Here is a 15,132-nt window from a genome sequence, read left to right as displayed (position 1 = left end):
ACTCACATGTCTTGCCGCGGCGGCGCCGCGCTCAGTAGCGTGCAGGGCATGACGATTCTCGTGACGGGGGCAACCGGGAACATCGGCAGAATGCTCGTCGACCACCTGCTCGCACGCGGTGCGACGGACGTCCGGGCCCTCACCAATCATCCTGACAAGGCGCAACTTCCGGACTCGGTCACCGCCGTCGAGGGATACCTCCGCAGACTCGAGAGCCTGCCCGCGGCGTTCGAGGGCGTCGATTCCCTTTACCTCGCACCGACTCCCGACACCGCCCCGGACGCGCTCGCCCTGGCGAAGCAGGCCGGAGTCCGGCACGTCGTCGACCTGTCCGGTCCCCACGACGGCCACTGGGGTGACGTCGCACGGGCCGTCGAGGTGTCCGGCATCGAGTGGACGCACCTCTGGCCCGGCGAGTTCATGGAGAACGCGGGAATCCTGGCCCCGCAGATCGCCGCGGGAGACACCGTGCGTGAGCCGTACCCGACGGCGGCGAACGCGCCGATCGCCATGGACGACATCGCCGAGGTCGCGGCCGTCGCTCTCCTCGAGGGCGGGCACGTCGGCGCGTCGTACGAACTCACCGGTCCCGAGACGATCACCCGCGCCGACCTCGTCCGAGAACTCGGCGCCGCGCTCGGCCGGAACATCGAGTACCGGCAGGTGTCGCTGGACGAGGCCGTGGATGTCCTGACGCCGGCGATGGGGGAGTACGCCCGCTGGTACCTGGACGGGATGGCGAGCCTGGTCGACGCTCCCCAGCAGGCGAATCGCCTCGTCGAGCAACTCACCGGACGCCCGGCAACCACCTTCGCGCAGTGGGCGTCGGGGCACGTCGACGAGTTCCGGTGAGGCCGTACCGGCGAGTCAGCGGTTCGGGGTGAGCGCGATGACGGGAATCGGCCGGTCCGTCTTCTTCTGATAGTCGCGGTACCGGCCGTGGTTGATCTCGTTCATCGTCGCCCACATCCGGTCGTAATCCGGGTCGCCCGGCAGAACTTTCCGCGCCACCACGGTGATGTGGTCGCGCCCCACCTGGATCTCGCAAGTCGGCGCGGCCAGCACGTTGTGCATCCACGCGGGCGACGTGGGCGCACCGCCCTTCGACGCGACGACCAGAAAGCTTGCGCCGTCGCGGCCGTACGTCAACGCGGACGTGCGCGGCTGCCCGGACTTCCGGCCGACACTGTGCAGCAGCAGGGTCGGCATCCCGAACAGCAACCGATGCCCCACCCATCCGCCGCTGCGTTCGTAGACGAACTGATGCAGCTGAAGGACTTTCACGAACAGGTCGGCCACGGCGTCCTCGTCTCGGCACTCGGAACAGATCGTGCCCACACAGTAGACCGTCGTCAGGCCCGGCGGACCGCGTGCAGAACGGTGTCGTGAATGGTGACCGGTTGCCCCTCGGGGTCGCGCGCCTCACGCGAGGGTGCCGCCGACACCAGAATCTCCCACTCCGCGGGGTCCAGTACGGCAGCGACCTGTTCCGGTGTGAACAGCATGTCGGGAACGTTGGGCCGCCCGACGGACGTCTCCAGATCGGAAGGGTGATGTCCGACGACGAGAAGCCGCCCGCCGACACGGACCGCTCCGGCCAGGCGACGGTGCAGGGCCTCGCGGGCAGGCCCGGGCAGATGCATGAAATGTGCCGACACCAGGTCGAATAGGCGGGCCGGCGGCTCCCACGACAGGATGTCGGCCTGCTCCCACGTCGTCCGGTCCGCGATGTCGGCACCGGCTTCGGCGGCCCGTGCGGCAGCGCGTTCCAACGCCACCGTCGACACGTCCACTCCGGTGACGTTCCACCCGCGGGCCGCCAACCAGAGCGCGTCGGCGCCCTCGCCGCTGCCCACGTCCAGCGCGCTGCCCGGGGTCACGTCCGCGACCTGCTCGACGAGGTGCGGGTTGGGGTTGCCGCTCCACACCGCGGTAGTCGAACGATAGCGCTCGTCCCAGAACGCCTGGCTGAAGAAATCGGTCATGTCCGGTGCCTGCTCGTGGGTCATGCTCCCACTGTGGCCGCCGGGCCCGTCGAACCGGGAATCCGGTTGCCGGAACGGCAACCGATTACGGGCTGTGGAACGTATAGATGCGGCAACCGCTCATGTTCGCGGCCGACACGACCCCGTCGGCACGCGCAAAGTCGCCCTTCGCGGCGAGATTGTTGGCGAGGGCGGCCTGGTCGTCGCAGAAGCTCTGGTCCGTCGGGTTGGCTGGGGGGTTGCTGATGTATGTGTCGCCTGGTGCAGCCACGGCAAAGGTCGCCGGACCGACGAGTGGGACGGCCGCTGCTGCAAACGCAATGGAGGCCGCCGCGAGGATACGGCGGATCATCATGCGCCTCCGAAGGGGTTCGAATGGTTGCTGATGACACCATCCTGCACCGATCCGCGGCGGGCGACCATACCCCTAGGGGTGGAATATGTAACACCTCCACCGCCACGGTCGGCGAAGCGGGGGTCACGCGTCGTCCAGTGCTTCCTGGACCCTGTCCGCGGCGACCACCGGATTCTCGTGCTCCCAGATCCGCACCACCGTCCACCCGGCGTCGGTCAGCCTCGTGTCGGTGTCACGATCGCGGGTGACGTTCCCGGCGAGTTTCTCGGCCCACCACTGCGCGTTGTTCTTCGGGAACGTGGCGTGCTGCGGGCAGCTGTGCCAGAAGCACCCGTCCACGTACACGGCCACCTTCCGTCGCGGAAACACCAGGTCGGCGCGCCGCCGGACGCCCTTCATCGGCGCCCGGTCCACGTAGTACCGGACCCCGCGCCGGTGCAGTTCCCGGCGCAGTGCGAGTTCGGGTGCGGTGTCGCGACGCCGCTGCGCCCGCATCCGGGCGCTGGTCGCGGGATCGGTGGCGGGCATCGCGGGTCCGTCCGCTACGCGGCGGCCTCAGGGAAGCCGCCCATGCGGTCGAGGTGGCTCTCGACGTCGTCGATGAACCCGGGAACGAAACGTAGATTGCCCATCCGCGCCCGCTTCAGGAAGCCGGCGGTCGCGCGCGCCGACAGTAGCCGGGTGTCCTCGAGGAATCCGCTGAGATCCTCGTACGGCTCCTGCACCGGCCACGTCGAGGTGTGCACGCGGAACACCTGACGATTGCTGCCCCACGCTGCCACCGGCCACGCGTCGCCGGGCTTCATCGGCGTCTCGATACCCCGCTCGTAGTCCGCCGGCTCGAGCAAACGCCGGCCGACCCACGACGCCATCCGCACACTCACGGCGTTGCCCACCAGCTTCCACCGATGACTGTTCCGCAGACCGGGGACCAGCGCGGCGGGCGCCGTCCAGTCGGGGTCGAAGCCCTGCAGGCGTTCGGCGTCCATGAGTCCGGGCGTCACGATCTCGCCCGACGGCAGTCGCACGGCGGGCGGGCTCGCGATACCGACGGACGAACCGCCCTTCAGCGTGGGGACGGCATTGACCGCCCACCCGAGACCGCGGGTGCCCTCGGTCCAGTAGAAACCGCACGGGAAGTCGGCGTGGTCGTCGACGGGGCGTTCCCCGGCGTCCTCACCGAACAGCACCGCACGCGGGTCCTCCGTGCGCGAGGCGAGCATCAGGACCCGCTGACGGCGCTGGGGGAGCCCGAACGCGCGCGCATCGACCACCCGGTACGCCCACATGTAGCCGAGGTCCTCGAGGGCGTCCGTGATGTGTCTCATAGCAGCCCCGCGGCCCAGCTGCAGCATGAACGGCACGTTCTCGATCAGGAGCCAGCGCGGACCCTTCTTCCGCTTCACCAACCGGAACACCTCGTCGACGAGGCCGGAACGCGAACCCGTGATGCCGGCGGTCCGGCCGGCCTGCGAGAGGTCCTGGCAAGGAAAACCGGCGGCGACGAGTTCGATGTCCTGAGGGAGGGAACGCAGCTTGGTGACGTCGGAATGCACAGGGACGTCCGTGAATCGGGTACGCAGAACCGCCTGGGCGCCCGGGTCGATCTCACAGAGCAGTTCGGTGTTCCAGCCGTGCTCTCTCAGACCCAACTCGAGCCCGCCGATACCGGCGAACAGGCCCACCATGCTCCCGGTTGACGTCACGGCACCCTTCCTCACGAACCAGTCACCCGAGAACGTTACTCGAGATCTGTGCCCGCTTTGACCAACGACCCGTGAGTACTTATCAACGGCGGGGGGTTAATAAGTACTCACGGGTGGCGGAGCCACATAGACTTCCTGTAGGTGGGAGCACAGGGAGGCGCCATGATCTCGGGTTTCCGGAACCGGTCGCACCTCCTGCGCGACGCTCAGGGCAGCGGCCTCGTCGAAGCGTTCGTGATCATCGGGATCGTCACGATCCTGCTCACCCGCGCCTACCTTCACCTCACCGGTTATCCACAGGTCGGGGGCTCGTCGCTGCACATCGCGCACGTCCTGTGGGGCGGACTCGGGATGGTCGTGGCGCTCGTGACCGTGTTCTCGTTCCTCGGGATGAAACCGCGCGTCCTGGGCGTCGTGATCGGCGGCATCGGGTTCGGATTGTTCCTCGACGAGATCGGCAAGTTCGTCACCAAGTCCAACGACTACTTCTACCGGCCGTCCATCGCGATCATGTACGTGGTGATCGTCGTGTTGCTGCTGGTCAACCGGTCGCTGCACGACGTCCGGCCGCCGACCCCGACCGAGGATGTCGCCAACGCGGCCGCCATCGCGCTCGCCGGCCTGGACCGCGGCCTGGACCGCGCACGCCGGGACCAGGCGCTGGCGCAGCTGCGCCGGGCGGCCGCCGCCGGCGCGGACGAGGCGACGCTGACGTCGGTCCGGGATCTGCTCGCCCACTGCCCGGACCGGAACGGCCGGACCGTGCCCACGGCCCGGGAGCTCGCCCGGCGCGCGACCCCCGCGTTCGCCAAGGGTCCCGGCATGCTCTGGACCGCGGCCGTACTCCTCACCCTGTTCTCCACCCTGGGACTGCTCAGTGCCGTGATCACGCTCGACGACGACCTCCGCGGCGACGAGGGGACGGACATCACGACGGTCGGCCAGCTCACCGGGTCCGCGATCGCGTTCGTCCTCTGCTGGTCGGCCATCGTGCGACTGCGGAACGGGAAGCTGTGGCCGCTGCAGTTCCTGCGGGCCGCGGCCCTGGTCACGGTGCTGCTCACCGAGGTGTTCGACTTCGTCGCCCAGGAGTTCGGGGCGCTGCTGAACGTGGCGGTCGGACTCGGCGCCCTCGTCGTTTTCTCGTCGCGCATCGCGGTCACGGAACGAGCCCGGGCACTGGCTCTCGACAACTCTGCTGCAACGAAACTCGGCCCGTTGCCACCCCGGGAGCCGTCGTCGCTTACCGTAGACAGGTGAGCATCCAAGCCTCCGGTGCCTCGACCTGGCCCGCAGTACTGACGTGGCGGGCGGACAACGCACCCCGAATGGAATCGGTGCGCGTCCAGCTCAACGGCGACCGCATCAAGGCAGCAGGCCGGATCATCGGCGGCGAGTGCCCCGAGCATCCGGCGTTCAGCGCGTCCTACGACCTCGTCACCGACGAAAGCGGCGTCACCCGCCGGCTGTCGCTGCGGACGTCCGTCGCGGCCGGCGAGCGGCAGATGTCGATCAGCCGGGACGAAGAGGGCACGTGGATGGTGGAGCACGGCGCCAACCACCAGCGGTCCACGTTCGACGGCGCCCTCGACGTCGACATGGTGCTCAGCCCCTTCTTCAACGCCCTGCCCATCCGGCGGTACGGACTGCACCTCGGATCCGAGGACGTCGAGGTCCCCGTCGTCTACGTGAACCTGCTGGACCTGCGGGTCGAGGGCGCGATCCTCACCTACAGCAGCGGTCCGGACGGCATCCACGTGCTGTCGCCGGTGTCGAGTTCCTCGGTGACCGTCGACCGCGACGGGTTCATCATCGACTACCCGGGCCTGGCCGAACGGATTTAGGCGCTCCGCGCTCGTGCGCCTTTTTGGTAGCTCCGGCAACCAGAAAGGCTCACAGGCGGCGGAGCCGCCCTCCTCGCCGACCCGCATCACGCATGTCGTCGATCCAGCCTTCGCGGCCGGGAACGATGCCGGTGATTTCCCACGTCTCCTGGTTGTCGTACGTCAGGCGAGCGGTGTGACCGGCCTCGACGAGCGCCGCCGCCGACGACTGTTCCGCCAGTTCGGTCCGCGCGTCCTGCAGCAGTACCAGCGCCTCGTCCAGGGCGATCAGCAGGGCGTCCCGGTTGCCCTCGCACATGGCCCGGACGAGTCCGGGGGCACTGCCGGCCACGCGGGTGCCGTCGCGGAACGAGCCGGCTGCCAGGCCGAGCGCCAGCGGTCCGCCCCGGGCACCGGTGATCGCGAGGGTCTCGGCCAGTAGGTGCGGCAGGTGTGAGATGCGCGCGACCGCCCGGTCGTGTTCGGCGGACTCGGCGGGCACGACGACGGAACCGCAGTCCAGCGCGAGCTGCGCCACCTGTGTCCAGATGGCGGGGTCGACGCCGTCGTCGGTGCCGACCACCCACACGGCCTCCCGGAACAGGTCGGCGCTGCCGACGCTCCACCCGGACGCCGACGTTCCCGCCATCGGGTGCCCGCCCACGTAGCGGTCGGCGAGTCCCTGACGGGCAGCCGCCGCCGCGACCTCCGCCTTGACGCTGACGACGTCGGTGATCGAGCAGTTCGGTGCGTACAGGGCGATCGCGGTGAGAGTGGCGGCGACGGCGGGCACGGGGACCGCGATCACGATCAGCGCCGACTCGGCCGACGCACGCTGGAGCACCGCAACCAGATCGGTGTCGGCGTCGAAACCGTCCGCCCGGGCGGCGTCGACGGACGGCGCGGATCGGTTGTGACCCCACGCTTCGCGGCCCGCCCGGACCGCCGCACGCAGCAGTGAACCGCCGATCAAGCCCAGGCCGAGCACGCACACCGGGGGTGCGGAAGGGGTATCAGACACCCGAACAGGTTGGCACATTCGAGTGCGGACTTCATTTACCGGCACCCCGCGGGCTACCGTTGCGCTCATGGGTGCACAGCGCGCGGAAAACAACAGCGCCTCGTCGGATCGGGCAGAGGATCTGGAGGGCTTCGGTGTCGCGGTAGTACACGAGGACGGCCGGTGGAAGGTCAAGGCCCTCACTTCGGCTGCTCTGACCAGTCTCAGCGTCGCGGAGGAGGAGCTTCGAGCCCTCCGTAGCGCGGGCGCGTTCTTCGGTCTGCTGGACGTGGACGACGAATTCTTCGTCGTGCTCCGGCCTGCGCCGTCGGGAACTCGTCTGCTGCTGTCCGACGCCACTGCCGCCATCGACTACGACATCGCCGCCGACGTTCTCGAGGCGCTCAACATCGAGGTCCCGGACATCGATCCGGACGACCTCGACGACATCGAGCCGTGGGAGGAAGGGGATCTGTCGTTGCTCGCCGACCTCGGTCTGCCCGAACCCGTTCTGGCTGTCATCACGTCCGAGACGGACCTGTATCCCGACGAGCAGCTCGGGATGATCGCGCAGCGGCTCGGGTTCACCACGGAGCTGGCCGGGGTTCTCGACAAGCTTCCCCGGTAGTTCCACGCGCCGTGACTCTTCAGGACGACGAGCGGATGATCCGCGCGGCGATCGAGGCGGCCCGCGCCGCCACCGATGCCGACGTGCCCGTGGGTGCGGTGGTGTTCGACGCCGACGGTGTCGAGGTGTCGCGGGCCGTGAACTCGCGGGAGGCGATGTCGGATCCGACGGCCCACGCGGAGATCATCGCGTTGCGGGCCGCCGCACGGGTGTACGGCGACGGGTGGCGCCTCGAGGGGGCGACGCTCGCGGTGACGCTGGAGCCGTGCACCATGTGTGCGGGCGCGCTCGTGCTGGCCCGGATCTCCCGGGTCGTGTTCGGGGCGTGGGAGCCGAAGACCGGCGCCGTCGGCTCGCTGTGGGATGTGGTCCGTGACCGCCGTCTCACCCACCGACCGCAGGTCAGGGGCGGTGTTCTCGAGGACGAATGCGCCGGAATCCTCGAAGACTTCTTCCGTGAACGGCGCTGACCGGTTTCAAACTCTTTCGTGGGGTACTCGACACAATGTGGCCGGGTCCGCATGACCCGTGCTTCTCTGGAAAAAGGCGCCGACGAGGCGCCGCCGGACCCGTCCCCGGGTTCGAAATCGGATTCACGGAGGTATCTCGTGGGAATCGCAGACAAAGCTTCGAACAAGGCGGAAGACCTCAAGGGCCACGCGAAGGAAGCCACCGGCAAAGCCACGGGCGATCCGGACCTGCGCGACGAGGGCAAGGCCGACCAGGCGTCGTCGGCGGTGAAGGATGCCGGCGAGAAGGTCAAGGACGCCGCCAAGAACCTCAAGGACAAGCTGACTTAAACGGCTTCACCTGGCGATTTCGGGCTCGGGCGTCACATCCGGTAAAGTCACCGGCGGTGGCGTGTCCGAGCGGCCTAAGGAGCACGCCTCGAAAGCGTGTGACGGGTAACCCCCGTCCGAGGGTTCAAATCCCTCCGCCACCGCCAGAAGGCCCCCACCTGTTAATCCAGGTGGGGGCCTTTTTCGTGCCTCCGGACTATGGTCACGCGGTCTCGTTTGACCACACTTTGACCACACTCGCAGGTGAATAGGCGTCATTCATGGTCACCGCGACGGCGTCTAGATCGCTGTCGAACAGGTCCGCATATGTGTCGAGTGTCACTTTCGCTGACGTGTGACCGAGCATCCTGGCGAGCGCGAGGACGTTCACGCCGGCGGAGACCGCGAGGCTTGCTGTCGTGTGGCGTAGATCGTGTGGGGTGATCTGCTGGACCTTGGCGCGCTTCACCGCGCCGACGAACCAGCCACCGTCCGACTTCGGCCTCGGCAGGTAGTGACCATCTGGGCCCGGAAAGACGAGATCGGTGGGGTCCTTACCCGCACACTGCTGTGAAAGCACGTCCAGGATGAACTGAGGGGCCGGGACGGACCGCGTCCGCCTGCTCTTCGTGAGCCCTTCCGCGTGGTCGACGCCGAGCTGCACTGCGTTGTCGTGGACGGTGATGCGACGTCGCAGGAACTCGACGTCGCGGACCTTCAGTGCGACGGCTTCGCCCCATCGCAGCCCCGTGTAGGCCAGCGTGAGCACCAGCGTGCGATGCTGCCTCGATTCGTGTGCCAATCGTGCGACGTCCTCGGCAGACAGGTAGACGTGCCGCTTCCCCGTCTTCCGGGGCAGGTTCTCCACACCACGGGCCGGATTCTTCGCCAGTCGCCGCGACTTCACCGCGTCGTCAAGGATTCCCGCGAGGACGCCATAGGCCCGAATGACCGTGGTCGGCCCGCTACCCGTGCGCGACATGCTCGCAATCCACTGCTCGACCGCGGCGGGCTCGATCTCGACGACTCGAGCGGAGGCCCAGCGGGGCGCTACGTGCGTTCGCCACGCCGAGTCGAGGGTTCGGTAGTTCGACGGTGCGACGTCGGCCGCCTTGCGCTCGAGCCACGCGGGAGCCAGCTCGCTGACCGTGATCCGCCCGAGCGCCGGCGCGACGTAGTCGCCGGTGAGCTTCTGCACCTCCACCGTGTTCGCGAAGGCCTCGGCGTCACGCTTCGTCTTGAAACCGCGTTTCGTGGTCTGTCGGTGGTCTGGCGTGCGATATCGGACTCGGTAGCGCTTCCCAGCCTTGGCCTCGTACGGCTCAATCGTGGCCATGCTCGAGCCTCGCTCTCAGTTCCGCCTTGAGTTCGCGAGACACCCGCCCGCGCTTCTGTGCGCTCGCGCCGGTTCCGGCCCTGTCATCCCGCTCCGCGGTCAGTGACCTGCCCCAGAGATCCATCGCGGCCTGTGCGACCTGAGCCAGTGACACCCCCAGCGAACGGGCAATCTTGTGTTCCGCCTCGGTTGTTTCACGTACGGCGTTCGCAAGGGGTACCGCTCCCCTCAGCCCCGACGCACGCGTGATCCGGATCGCAGCCGCGACGTCGTGCGGGTCGACGTACATGTCTTCCATTTCGATCCGAGTTGGCCCGCCCTCGAGGGCAGTCGCCAACCGTTCGCCGCGAACGACCATTCGATCAGTCACCGCCACCCACTCGCGAGTCCGGACTAGATCCGCAACCGAAACCTGCTTCTCGGTTACTGCACTGAGGACGTTGGCGAGCGCGAAAAGCGTTGGAAGAGTTGGACTTATCCGACCTCGCTCTAGGTCCGAAACACGACCGGAATTCCATCTGAGCCCAAGCGCTCGCGCTTGAATCGCGACGTCCTCGATCTTGTGGTCACCGCGCAGTCGTTGCGCATTGCGGCCGACGATATCGGCAACGGTGGCGAAGTCCTTCGAGTTCATGGCCGTCACAGTACTCGGAAATCCGAAGCTTGACGAGACCTGTAGTGATGTGCTCTCATCTTCCTAGAGCTTCGGAAATCCGAAGCCTGAGAGGGAGTTGAAATGACCGAGGCAGACAAGCGAGTCCCGCTGGCTACTCCGCAAGAAGTTGCCGCGTACCGGCGCATCACCGTGGCGGCCCTCGCACAGGAGCGCTACAAGGGCACGGGCCCGAAGTTCAGAAAGCTCGGCAAGCGGGTGCTCTACGACTGGGCTGATGTGTATTCGTGGGTCGACGCCCAGGCGATGCAGCGCACCGACGAGCGGCCGGGAGCGGCGTGAGCCTTTACTTCGGCGACGAGCCGACCTGCCTGCGGTGCGACTACCCGCGACGACTGCATCACCTGCTCGGCGTCGAGCACGACTACGAGCCCCGCCCGAACGACGAAAGCGCCCCCGATGCCGGCCAGGGCATCGAGGGCGAAGCGAACCACACCAACCGAGAAGTAGGAGCAGATTCTGTGGCCACCCTATCGGACATCCCGACCGCCGCCGAGGCCGAGTTTCGGGAGGGCTTGTGACCACGACCGAACTCGTCCTCGCGGCCGTGCTCGCGATGCAAAGCCTCACGTGGCTGATATGTGAGTTCTCGGGGCGGCCTGACTAGGCCTGAGCCGCAACGCTTTTCAACAGGCCCGACGCAACCGAACCAGTTGAAAAAGCTGTCCGAGGCGGGGGACTCTCTCCCCGCCCCGGCCGTGACCAGCGAAAGGGCACCAGAAATGCCTGAGTCAAATCTTACGTCAGCCGGGACCGCTAAGGCCCTGGCAGGCGCCCACTCTGACCTCATCCCGCTCGCCGTGCAGGCGCTCTCGGGAATGACAGTCGGAGCCCAGTTCACCGCTGCGCAACTCGGGGAGCTACTGCCCGGGTACGTCGACGACAAGGCATGCCGTCTCGGCGCTGTCATCCGTGAACTGAATCGGCGTGGATACATCGAGTTCTACGCCTATGGGCCGCGTGCTGTACCCGGTAACTGGGACTCACCGGCACGCGTCTGGCGTCGCACGGAGAAGACCAAGGGCAGTGGGGAGGCGGCGTGACCGCTATCGACAGGCTGCGTGACCACTGGCGCGACCAGGGACTCGCCTGGAAGGACGGGGCCGGCGACACGGCTTCTGCCCAGGCGCCCGGCCACTCGCCGACTGACCGCTCGATCACGTTTCGGCAGATCGCCGGCCAGGTGCTGATGAACAGCCACGCCGACGACAAGGACGCGGTTCTGGCTGAACTCGGACTCAAGATGGCTGACCTGTTCGACGATCCGAAGGGCGCAAGCTACAGCTACTCGGACGGGCGCACCGTCTTCCGCACTCCCACAAAGAAGTTCCGCCAGGCAGGGAACACGCAAGGCTCGGCGCTTTACCGGGCCGAGCTGCTCGCAGAGCACCAGACCGGCATTCCGGTCTACGTCGTCGAGGGGGAGAAGGACGTTCACGCCCTCGAGTCCGTGGGAGCTGTCGCGGTCTGCTCGGCAATGGGTGCGGGCAAGGCGGCCAAATTCGACTGGTCGCCGCTGACCGGTCACACAGTGGTGATCGTCGCGGACAACGACGAGCCCGGGCTGAGGCATGCCACCGACGTGCTCGAGATCGTGGAGCCGATCGCCGAAGCGGTCGTCATGGTCCAGGCCGCGACAGGCAAGGACGCCGCCGACCACATCGCCGCGGGGCACGGACTCGACGAGTTTCAGGTGGTCGATAGCCCCACCGCAAAATACGCAGAATCCGCAGAATTGCCCACGCCACTCGATCGGGCTGTCGACCTTCTCGACTTCCCCGTCGACGCGCTGCCGGAGTCGATCGCCGCGATGGTCCGCACCGTCGCCGAGTCGTCGCAGGTGAACGCGGGCATGGCGGGCGCGATGGCGCTCGGTGCGCTCTCGGCTGCCGCTGGCGGATACGTGGAGGTAGAGCCGAGAGTCGGGTACCGGGAGCCTGTGAACGTCTGGCCACTGGTGATCGCCGAACCCGGTGAGCGCAAGTCGTCGGTATCGGAAGCGATGGCCAAGCCGCTGCACGACCTCGAGCAAGTGCTCGCCGAGCAGAAGGCCCCGTTGGTTGCCGAGGCGCAAACGCTCAAGGAGATCGCCGAGAAGGCAGCAGAGAAGGCCAAACGTGATGCGGGCAACGCCGCCGACGCTGACAAGAGGATCAAGCTCACCGCCGATGCCACTGGGCTGGCCGCCGCTGCCGCTGAGATGACCGTTCCGAGCCTGCCCCGCATCATCGCTGATGACGTGACGCCGGAAGCGATGGTGTCCCTGCTCGCCGATCAAGGCGGGAAACTGGCGATCATCTCCGCCGAGGGTGGACTGTTCAACACGTTCGCTGGACGGTACGACAGCAATCCCGACCTGTCTGCGTTCCTCAAAGCACATGCGGGGGATCGGATCAGGGTCGACCGGAAAGGCCGGCCTTCCGAGTTCATCAACAGCCCCGCACTCACGTTGGCGCTGATGATCCAGCCGGGAGTCCTGGCCACCGCGTCAGGGAACAAGCTGTTTCACGACTCCGGACTGATGGCGCGGTTCCTCTACGCCTGGCCGACTTCGCGTGTGGGGCATCGCGAGGTCGACACACAGCCGCTCGACCAGGCCGCACAAGCGTTGTACGCCCAGACGGTTACCGACCTCGCCACCCGACTACGTGCCCGCGATGACGTCCAGGTGCTCACACTCACCGATGACGCGGACGCCGAGCGGCTCAGGTATGCGCGCGAAGTCGAGTCACGCCTCGCCGACGGGGCCGATCTCGCCCACATTCGAGGGTGGGCATCAAAGGTGGTCGGTGCAGCTATCCGCATCGCTGGCCTGATTCACGTCACCGAGAGCCGGTCTACCGAGATCAGCGTGGAGGCGATGCGCGCGGGTGTCCGCTTCGCCGAGTACTTCACGACTCACGCGCTGCACGTGTTCGACGGTATGGCGCGGGGGAGTGACGAGCGGGCAATGGCTCGTCGAATTATGAAACTCGTCGAGCGTCGCGGTCCGGACAAGTTCGGGATCTTCTCAGAACGTGATCTCGTGACCACCTCTGCACGGTCGTGGCTGCCCACGATCGACGACGCGCGACCGGCGCTGAATCTGCTGGTCGAGTTCGGGTGGATCGAACCTGTCGAGCCCGAGGAGCGGTCCGGCCGAGGCCGTCGCCCGTCGCCGAAGTACCGGGTTCATCCGAGTGTGTGGAGCGCTGAACCCTCGCCGCAAAATACGCGCAATACGCAGAATCAGGGAAAGCGCACGTCGGCGGTCAGCAATTCTGCGGATATTGCGGATATTGCGGACCGTTCTGCAGCGCAGGGCGAATCGTCGTTGACCAGCCATAACGCCAATTCTGCGGATATTGCGGATATTGCGGCTACCCCTGAGCACCTGTGCAAGGTGTGCGACGAGCCCTGCAACCCGCGCATCTCGGCGCACGTCGAGTGCCTCGTCACGCCGCCGGCGGTCGACCCGACCTCGGCGCCGATCGTCCACACACCGGGACGTAAGCCGGGACAGTGGCTCGGCTCAGGCGACCGCATTGGAGGAGACGCAGCATGACCGACAACGACAAGCGCACGGTGACCCTGGTGCCGATGACCGAGATCAGGGACGACAACCTGGAAATACTGCTCGCTCTCCGCGACGCCGTTCAACACGGAGACCTGGACCGTGCCCGCGAGCTCGCTGCGTTCGTCTGGGGGACCGCATGACCCCCCGCAAGAACCAACTGCCCCCTCTCCTCGAGGCTCTGGTGAACCCAGACCTCGAGGGGGCGGCCTGTGCCGGTCGGGCGCCGTGGTTCGACGACGCAATCGATGGCGAGTCGGACGAGGACCGGGCCGACCGTCTCGACGCCGCGCGCCGCGTCTGCCGCGGATGCCCCGTCCGGGCTGCCTGCCACTCCGCTGCCGCCGAGCACGTCAGCACTGGAGTGTGGGCGGGGCGCCTCCGAGAAACACCTGAGAAGTTCACGACCCGGAAGGCCATCGCATGACATTTGCAAGCAGCATCGCCAATACGCTCGGAATCAATGTCGCCAGCACGCCCGGCATCGACGTCGACACCGCGCCCGGGATCGCCCCCGCCAACGCGCACTCAATCAATGTCGCCAACGCGCTCGGGATCGAGAACCCATCAGGCACCGCCTTCGGTTGGCGAATCTGGTCGGTCGACACGACCGAGGATGCCGTCCTCCGCTCTCCATACGTCGAGAGCAGGGTTAGGAGTCGAATCGGCGTCCCCTGGACAGAAACGTCGATCCGAGCAAGCTGCAGCGCGTCGGACCACACGCCACCCGGGGCGAACTGCAGCTGTGGCGTCTATGCCGATCCAGATAATCAATACGCCAACACCGCTCGCCGGTTGCTGAAAATGGCCGTCAAGTTCCACCAGGAGACGCCACACCTCACGTTGATTCTGGGTCGGGTGGAACTCGCGGGCGACGTCGTGCTCGATACCACCTTCATTGATCCACGAAATGACACCGTGTTCCCGGAGTACCGAGCGGAGACCGCCACTATCCGGCAGCTCTGGGTGCCCCACCTCGGGCTCGTCGACGACCCGGGGGCGCTGGCTGTGGAGCTGGGCGCGAAGTACTCGGTACCTACGGGGGTCGGTGTCCCGCCGAAGTCCTTGATCTATTGCCCGACCGCCACCCCGGGGCACATCCCGGTCGTCAAGAATCCAAATCTGCTGATCGTCCCGGTTGCCGCGCTCCCGTCCGTCGTCGATCAAATCACCGCTGCACTCGAAGGCGAGGGAAGTTGATGAAACTGCATGCGCGGAACGTTCGAACGCAGGTCACGACCGATCTTGAGGCAACGAGGCCGGTCCTGCTCCGCCTCGCCGGACTGCACATCGC

The 15,132-nt window shown here is 67.1% G+C and carries 21 protein-coding genes and 1 tRNA gene; 14 read left to right on the top strand and 8 right to left on the bottom strand.

All coding sequences use genetic code 11. The features are described 5' to 3' along the window. Window positions 1-48: 48 nt before the first annotated feature. The gene (locus ACFVJ3_RS03935) at window positions 49-852 is read left to right on the top strand and encodes an NAD(P)H-binding protein (protein ID WP_378450809.1); all 804 of its coding nucleotides are present in this window, start codon (window positions 49-51) and stop codon (window positions 850-852) included. 15 nt (window positions 853-867) lie between these two features. On the opposite strand, the gene ACFVJ3_RS03930 is transcribed toward ACFVJ3_RS03935, so the two are convergent. From ACFVJ3_RS03930 to ACFVJ3_RS03910, 5 genes are all read right to left on the bottom strand, one after another. Continuing rightward, window positions 868-1,299, bottom strand: a complete 432-nt coding sequence (locus ACFVJ3_RS03930) for a nitroreductase family deazaflavin-dependent oxidoreductase (protein WP_378450875.1) — start codon at window positions 1,297-1,299, stop codon at window positions 868-870. Window positions 1,300-1,352: 53 nt separating this feature from the next. Further along, entirely contained in the window at window positions 1,353-2,009 is a 657-nt protein-coding gene (locus ACFVJ3_RS03925) for a class I SAM-dependent methyltransferase (protein WP_378450808.1), read from the bottom strand. Window positions 2,010-2,070: 61 nt separating this feature from the next. Then, window positions 2,071-2,340 carry a hypothetical protein gene (locus tag ACFVJ3_RS03920; RefSeq protein WP_378450807.1) on the bottom strand — a complete coding sequence of 90 codons (270 nt, stop codon included), beginning with the start codon at window positions 2,338-2,340 and terminating at the stop codon, window positions 2,071-2,073. A 123-nt stretch (window positions 2,341-2,463) separates the two neighbouring features. Continuing rightward, window positions 2,464-2,868, bottom strand: coding sequence for a very short patch repair endonuclease (locus ACFVJ3_RS03915; RefSeq protein ID WP_378450806.1), 405 nt, complete (start codon window positions 2,866-2,868; stop codon window positions 2,464-2,466). Window positions 2,869-2,882: 14 nt separating this feature from the next. Continuing rightward, a complete protein-coding gene (locus ACFVJ3_RS03910) occupies window positions 2,883-4,028 on the bottom strand; it encodes a DNA cytosine methyltransferase (protein WP_378450874.1) in 1,146 nt (381 codons plus the stop codon). 180 nt (window positions 4,029-4,208) lie between these two features. Here ACFVJ3_RS03910 and ACFVJ3_RS03905 point away from each other — a divergent pair, with 180 nt between their 5' ends. Both ACFVJ3_RS03905 and ACFVJ3_RS03900 read left to right on the top strand, forming a co-directional pair. Continuing rightward, the gene (locus ACFVJ3_RS03905; RefSeq protein WP_378450873.1) at window positions 4,209-5,306 is read left to right on the top strand and encodes a hypothetical protein; all 1,098 of its coding nucleotides are present in this window, start codon (window positions 4,209-4,211) and stop codon (window positions 5,304-5,306) included. After that, the gene (locus ACFVJ3_RS03900) at window positions 5,303-5,890 is read left to right on the top strand and encodes a putative glycolipid-binding domain-containing protein (protein WP_005248751.1); all 588 of its coding nucleotides are present in this window, start codon (window positions 5,303-5,305) and stop codon (window positions 5,888-5,890) included. Before ACFVJ3_RS03905 ends, ACFVJ3_RS03900 begins: the two co-directional genes overlap by 4 nt. Window positions 5,891-5,939: 49 nt before the next feature. On the opposite strand, the gene ACFVJ3_RS03895 is transcribed toward ACFVJ3_RS03900, so the two are convergent. After that, window positions 5,940-6,908: a prephenate dehydrogenase gene (locus ACFVJ3_RS03895; RefSeq protein ID WP_378450805.1), complete on the bottom strand. Its 969-nt coding sequence runs from the start codon at window positions 6,906-6,908 to the stop codon at window positions 5,940-5,942. 49 nt (window positions 6,909-6,957) lie between these two features. On the opposite strand from ACFVJ3_RS03895, the gene ACFVJ3_RS03890 reads away from it, so the two are divergent. From ACFVJ3_RS03890 to ACFVJ3_RS03875, 4 genes are all read left to right on the top strand, one after another. Then, on the top strand, window positions 6,958-7,497 hold the full coding sequence (locus tag ACFVJ3_RS03890) for a tRNA adenosine deaminase-associated protein (protein ID WP_378450804.1): 540 nt from the start codon (window positions 6,958-6,960) through the stop codon (window positions 7,495-7,497). An 11-nt stretch (window positions 7,498-7,508) separates the two neighbouring features. Further along, the gene (locus ACFVJ3_RS03885) at window positions 7,509-7,967 is read left to right on the top strand and encodes a nucleoside deaminase (RefSeq protein ID WP_005561213.1); all 459 of its coding nucleotides are present in this window, start codon (window positions 7,509-7,511) and stop codon (window positions 7,965-7,967) included. 138 nt (window positions 7,968-8,105) lie between these two features. Continuing rightward, window positions 8,106-8,297, top strand: a complete 192-nt coding sequence (locus ACFVJ3_RS03880) for a CsbD family protein (protein ID WP_378450803.1) — start codon at window positions 8,106-8,108, stop codon at window positions 8,295-8,297. A gap of 55 nt (window positions 8,298-8,352) precedes the next feature. Further along, window positions 8,353-8,443: transfer RNA gene (locus tag ACFVJ3_RS03875), tRNA-Ser, on the top strand. A 56-nt stretch (window positions 8,444-8,499) separates the two neighbouring features. Here ACFVJ3_RS03875 and ACFVJ3_RS03870 read toward each other — a convergent pair. Both ACFVJ3_RS03870 and ACFVJ3_RS03865 read right to left on the bottom strand, forming a co-directional pair. Beyond that, a complete protein-coding gene (locus tag ACFVJ3_RS03870; protein WP_378450802.1) occupies window positions 8,500-9,612 on the bottom strand; it encodes a tyrosine-type recombinase/integrase in 1,113 nt (370 codons plus the stop codon). Further along, window positions 9,599-10,246 (bottom strand): hypothetical protein, encoded by a 648-nt coding sequence (locus ACFVJ3_RS03865; RefSeq protein ID WP_378450801.1) that lies wholly within the window; start codon window positions 10,244-10,246, stop codon window positions 9,599-9,601. The genes ACFVJ3_RS03870 and ACFVJ3_RS03865 overlap by 14 nt, the downstream gene beginning before the upstream one ends. A 102-nt stretch (window positions 10,247-10,348) precedes the next feature. On the opposite strand from ACFVJ3_RS03865, the gene ACFVJ3_RS03860 reads away from it, so the two are divergent. The 7 genes from ACFVJ3_RS03860 (at window position 10,349) to ACFVJ3_RS03830 (ending at window position 15,038) form a co-directional block, all read left to right on the top strand. Next, on the top strand, window positions 10,349-10,567 hold the full coding sequence (locus ACFVJ3_RS03860; RefSeq protein WP_378450800.1) for a helix-turn-helix transcriptional regulator: 219 nt from the start codon (window positions 10,349-10,351) through the stop codon (window positions 10,565-10,567). Continuing rightward, on the top strand, window positions 10,564-10,806 hold the full coding sequence (locus ACFVJ3_RS03855; protein WP_378450799.1) for a hypothetical protein: 243 nt from the start codon (window positions 10,564-10,566) through the stop codon (window positions 10,804-10,806). The genes ACFVJ3_RS03860 and ACFVJ3_RS03855 overlap by 4 nt, the downstream gene beginning before the upstream one ends. A 297-nt stretch (window positions 10,807-11,103) precedes the next feature. Further along, on the top strand, window positions 11,104-11,328 hold the full coding sequence (locus tag ACFVJ3_RS03850) for a hypothetical protein (protein WP_378450798.1): 225 nt from the start codon (window positions 11,104-11,106) through the stop codon (window positions 11,326-11,328). Then, window positions 11,325-13,829, top strand: coding sequence for a DUF3987 domain-containing protein (locus tag ACFVJ3_RS03845; RefSeq protein ID WP_378450797.1), 2,505 nt, complete (start codon window positions 11,325-11,327; stop codon window positions 13,827-13,829). The genes ACFVJ3_RS03850 and ACFVJ3_RS03845 overlap by 4 nt, the downstream gene beginning before the upstream one ends. Further along, window positions 13,826-13,981 (top strand): hypothetical protein, encoded by a 156-nt coding sequence (locus tag ACFVJ3_RS03840; RefSeq protein WP_378450796.1) that lies wholly within the window; start codon window positions 13,826-13,828, stop codon window positions 13,979-13,981. Before ACFVJ3_RS03845 ends, ACFVJ3_RS03840 begins: the two co-directional genes overlap by 4 nt. Next, window positions 13,978-14,265, top strand: a complete 288-nt coding sequence (locus ACFVJ3_RS03835) for a WhiB family transcriptional regulator (protein ID WP_378450795.1) — start codon at window positions 13,978-13,980, stop codon at window positions 14,263-14,265. Before ACFVJ3_RS03840 ends, ACFVJ3_RS03835 begins: the two co-directional genes overlap by 4 nt. After that, window positions 14,262-15,038 (top strand): hypothetical protein, encoded by a 777-nt coding sequence (locus ACFVJ3_RS03830; RefSeq protein ID WP_378450794.1) that lies wholly within the window; start codon window positions 14,262-14,264, stop codon window positions 15,036-15,038. Before ACFVJ3_RS03835 ends, ACFVJ3_RS03830 begins: the two co-directional genes overlap by 4 nt. The last annotated feature ends 94 nt before the right edge of the window (window positions 15,039-15,132 follow it).

The organism is Rhodococcus sp. NPDC127593, from assembly GCF_042671975.1.
In the GTDB taxonomy this organism is placed as follows: domain Bacteria; phylum Actinomycetota; class Actinomycetes; order Mycobacteriales; family Mycobacteriaceae; genus Rhodococcus_F.
Note: the sequence above shows the minus strand (reverse complement) of the source record. Positions and strands in the feature narration are given on the sequence as shown.